This window comes from Pseudomonas sp. Pseusp97 (genome assembly GCF_047304025.1).
Lineage (GTDB): Bacteria > Pseudomonadota > Gammaproteobacteria > Pseudomonadales > Pseudomonadaceae > Pseudomonas.
In genome coordinates this window covers 1-4,367 of sequence record NZ_JBGLYK010000325.1, presented here as the reverse complement: position 1 = coordinate 4,367, position 4,367 = coordinate 1, and the positions used below count along the sequence as shown (strand labels likewise).

4 protein-coding genes are annotated in these 4,367 nt (G+C 66.5%); all 4 read left to right on the top strand.

Going from position 1 to position 4,367, the window contains the following annotated elements:
• Nucleotides 1-875: dihydrolipoamide acetyltransferase family protein (locus ACCC94_RS28105; RefSeq protein ID WP_413352874.1), on the top strand; the 875-nt coding region annotated here is incomplete at its 5' end.
• A 14-nt stretch (nucleotides 876-889) separates the two neighbouring features.
• Nucleotides 890-2,296 (top strand): dihydrolipoyl dehydrogenase, encoded by a 1,407-nt coding sequence (lpdA, locus tag ACCC94_RS28100; protein WP_413352873.1) that lies wholly within the window; start codon nucleotides 890-892, stop codon nucleotides 2,294-2,296.
• A 683-nt stretch (nucleotides 2,297-2,979) separates the two neighbouring features.
• Complete coding sequence (gene aroQ / locus ACCC94_RS28095) at nucleotides 2,980-3,420, top strand: type II 3-dehydroquinate dehydratase (RefSeq protein ID WP_413352871.1); 441 nt, start codon at nucleotides 2,980-2,982, stop codon at nucleotides 3,418-3,420.
• A gap of 5 nt (nucleotides 3,421-3,425) precedes the next feature.
• Nucleotides 3,426-4,274, top strand: coding sequence for a shikimate dehydrogenase (locus ACCC94_RS28090; protein ID WP_413352870.1), 849 nt, complete (start codon nucleotides 3,426-3,428; stop codon nucleotides 4,272-4,274).
• Nucleotides 4,275-4,367: the final 93 nt, after the last annotated feature.

Genomic DNA, 4,367 nt, shown 5'->3' with positions numbered 1-4,367 from the left:
GCGCACCGGGCGAGAAGCCGCTGGCCTCGCCGGCGGTACGCCAGCGCGCCCGTGATCTGGGCGTGGAACTGCAGTTCGTCCAGGGCAGCGGCCCGGCCGGGCGCATCCTGCGCGAAGACCTGGAGCATTACCTGGAACACGGTGGCGCGACCATTGCCTCCGGCTACGCCGCGCGCCACGACGAGCACCAGATCCCGGTGATCGGCCTGCGCCGCAAGATCGCGCAGAAGATGGCCGAGGCCAAGCGGCGCATCCCGCACTTCAGCTATGTCGAGGAAATCGACGTCACCGACCTCGAAGCGCTGCGCGTCCATCTCAACGCCAAGCACGCTGCGGCACGCGGCAAGCTCACCCTGCTGCCCTTCATCGCCCGCGCCATGGTCGTCGCCCTGCGCGACTTCCCGCAGCTCAACGCGCGCTATGACGACGAAGCCGACGTGATCACCCGCTACGGGGCCGTGCACCTGGGCGTCGCCACCCAGAGCGACAACGGCCTGATGGTGCCGGTGCTGCGCAACGCCGAATCCCGCGACCTGTGGGGCAACTCCGCGGAAGTGGCGCGCCTCGCCGAAGCCGCGCGCCACGGCAAGGCCAGCCGCGAGGAGCTTTCCGGCTCGACCATCACCCTGAGCAGCCTCGGCGCCCTGGGCGGCATCGTCAGCACGCCGGTGATCAACTACCCGGAAGTGGCCATAGTCGGCGTCAACCGCATGGTCGAGCGGCCCATGGTGGTCAACGGCCAGGTAGTCGTGCGCAAGATGATGAACCTGTCCTCGTCCTTCGATCACCGGGTGGTCGACGGCATGGACGCGGCGGCCTTCATCCAGGCCGTGCGTGCCCTGCTCGAACATCCCGCCACCCTGTTCATCGATTGACGGAAGCCGCTGACATGAAACAGAACCAGACTCTCGAAACCACCCTGCTGGTGATCGGTGGCGGCCCTGGCGGCTACGTCGCGGCAATCCGCGCCGGCCAGCTGGGCATCCGTACCGTGCTGGTGGAAGGTGCCGCCCTGGGCGGTACCTGCCTGAACATCGGCTGCATTCCTTCCAAGGCGCTGATCCACGCTGCCGAGGAATATTTGAAAGCCCGCGAGTTCGCCGGCAAGTCGCCGCTGGGCATCAGCGTGCAGGCGCCGAGCATCGACATCCAGCGCACCGTGGAATGGAAGGACGGCATCGTCGACCGCCTGACCACTGGCGTCGCTGCGCTACTGAAGAAGCATGGCGTCATCGTGGTCAACGGCTGGGCGAAGATCGTCGACGGCAAGACCGTCGAGGTCGAGCTTGCCGAAGGCGGCAGCCAGCACATTCACACCGAGCACCTGCTGCTGGCGGCTGGCTCGAAATCGGTGGAGCTACCCTTCCTGCCAGTGGGCGGCAACGTCATCTCCTCCACCGAGGCGCTGGCGCCGAAAACGCTGCCCAAGCGCCTGGCGGTCGTCGGCGGCGGTTATATCGGCCTGGAACTGGGCACCGCCTACCGCAAGCTCGGCGTGGAAGTCACGGTGGTGGAAGCGCAGCCGCGCATCCTGCCGACCTATGACGAGGAGCTGACCAAGCCGGTGGCCAACTCGCTGCGCAAGCTGGGCATCGAGCTGTACCTGGGCCACAGCGTGATGGGCATGGAGCCGGACGGCAAAGGCCTGCGCGTGCAGGATGGCGCCGGTTCGCAGCGGGTGATCGAGACTGACCAGGTGCTGGTCGCTGTCGGCCGCCACCCCAATACCACGGGTTGGAATCTCGAAAGCCTGAGCCTGGACATGAACGGTCGCGCGGTGAAAGTCGACGAGCAGTGCAAGACGTCCATGCGCGACGTCTGGGCCATCGGCGACATCGCCGGCGAGCCCATGCTGGCGCACCGAGCCATGGCCCAGGGCGAGATGGTCGCCGAGATCATCGCCGGCAAGCGCCGCGCTTTCACCCCCACGGCAATCCCGGCGGTGTGCTTCACCGATCCGGAAGTGGTGGTGGTCGGGCTGTCGCCGGAACGGGCCCAGGCTGCGGGCTTCGAGGTGCTGACCGCGAGCTTCCCGTTCGCCGCCAACGGCCGCGCCATGACCCTGGAATCCAGCGATGGCTTCGTCCGCGTGGTGGCACGCAAGGACAACCACCTGATCCTCGGTTGGCAGGCCGTGGGCAAGGCGGTCTCGGAGCTGTCCACGGCCTTCGTGCAATCGCTGGAAATGGCCGCCTGCCTGGAAGATATCGCCGGCACCATCCACGCCCACCCGACCCTCGGCGAGGCGGTGCAGGAAGCTGCGCTGCGCGCGCTGGGGCATGCCTTGCACGTCTGATACCGGCTCTCCAACCGGCCTGCCCCCCAGGCTTCCCCCTCCTGACCCGCTGTTTGGCGGGTCTTTTTTTGCCGGTGGTGTCCGCGCGGGGATGAATCGCCCTACGGTTCTGCCGACGGGGAAGGCGTTCGCGGTAGCAGCTTTTCGTAGGATCGAGGGGGACGCCCAGTTCTTGCTCGCGAACAGGTGTTTCCGGTTGCATCGCGGCTGGGCGGGTTCGCGAGCAAGCTCGCTCCTACAGGTACGGTGTCGCCGGGTGCGCCATGAGTATCGGTGGACTCTGCGTCCAGCGTAGGGCGCATAACCCGGAACGGGTTATCCGCCGCTGACCTGGCGGCGGATAACACTGGCGCGTTATTCGCCCTACGCGCTGCAGGAGCGAGCTTGCTCGCGAACCTTGAAGCCCCGCGACTAGTTTGTTCGCGAGCAAGCTCGCTCCTACGTGGGACGGGACGCCGCCGCGTGGTCGATCACCGCACGGATTGTGGATTCGTCCCTATCTGCAAATCAGGTCGGTAACCTGGCTAATGCTCGACGTTAACTCCGTACTGGCCATTTTCGCTGGATTTTCGCCACAAAGTTCTTTCACCCCGACCCACATTGACCAAATTAACCATTTGGTACATTTTTGCTCCCATAGGCCTTTTCCTCACGGCCATACAAAAACAACGGAGCCACCCTTCATGACCTACACCCTGCTCGTGCTCAACGGGCCGAACCTCAACCTGCTCGGCACCCGCGAGCCCGCGACCTACGGCCACGAAACCCTCGACGACATCGCCGCACTCTGCCAGCGCACCGGCGTCGAGAACGGCCTGGAAATCGAATTTCGCCAGACCAACCACGAAGGCCAGTTGATCGACTGGGTCCACCAGGCGCGCGGACGCTGCGCCGGCATCCTGATCAACCCGGCCGCCTGGACGCACACCTCGGTGGCCATCCGCGATGCGCTCGCCGCCGTGGAGCTGCCGGTTATCGAAGTGCACCTGTCCAACGTGCACAAGCGCGAGGAGTTCCGCCATCACTCGTTCGTCTCCGGCATCGCCGTGGGCGTCATCGCCGGGCTGGGCAGCGACGGCTACCGCACCGGCATCCAGCACTTCGCCAGGCTGTTGAAGGGGTGAGCGCCTTGAACACATACCGCACCGTGCTGGCCGGCCTGATCGGCGCCGGCATCCAGGCTTCGCGCACCCCGGCCCTGCACGAACGCGAGGGCGATGCCCAGGGGCTGCGCTATCTCTACCGGCTGATCGACCTGGACACCCTCGGCGTCGATGCCGGCGCCCTGCCCGACCTGCTCGCCGCCGCCGAGCGCATGGGCTACACCGGGCTGAACATCACCTTCCCCTGCAAGCAGGCGGTGATGCCGCTGCTGCACGAGCTGTCCGACGAGGCGCGCGGCATCGGCGCGGTGAATACCGTCGTGTTGCGCGATGGCAAGCGCATCGGCCACAACACCGATTGCCTGGGCTTTGCCGAAGGCTTCCGGCGCAACCTCAGCGACGCCTCGCGCGAGCGCGTAGTGCAACTGGGCGCTGGCGGCGCAGGCGCTGCAGTCGCCCACGCGTTGCTCAGCGAGGGCGTGCGGCAACTGACGATCTTCGAAGTGAATCCGGCCCGCGCGCAGGCACTGGTGGACAACCTCAACGCCCATTTCGGCGGCCAGCGCGCGCGGGTCGGCCACGACCTGGCCGGCGCAGTGGCGGAAGCGGACGGGCTGGTCAACACCACCCCGGTGGGCATGGCCAAGCTGCCCGGCGCACCGCTGCCGCTGGAGCTGCTGCACTCGGGCCTGTGGGTGGCGGAGATCATCTACTTCCCGCTGGAGACCGAGTTGCTCAGGCATGCCCGCAGCCTCGGCTGCCGCACGCTGGATGGCGGCAACATGGCGGTGTTCCAGGCGGTGAAGGCGTTCGAACTGTTCAGTGGGGTGGAGGCCGACGCCGAGCGGATGCTGGCGCATTTCGCTGCGATGTAATTCCGCACCCCGTGTATCGCATACGATCGTTGGCGGTTGTACGCCCGATGGTGTTGACCGGTGGTTACGCAGTGCGCTGAAGGATTTCGCGGA

Coding starts and splice junctions, on each gene's coding strand:
- aroQ (WP_413352871.1), top strand. CDS start 2,980: ATGACCTACACCCTGCTCGTGCTCAACGGGCCGAACCTCAACCTGCTC.
- lpdA (WP_413352873.1), top strand. CDS start 890: ATGAAACAGAACCAGACTCTCGAAACCACCCTGCTGGTGATCGGTGGC.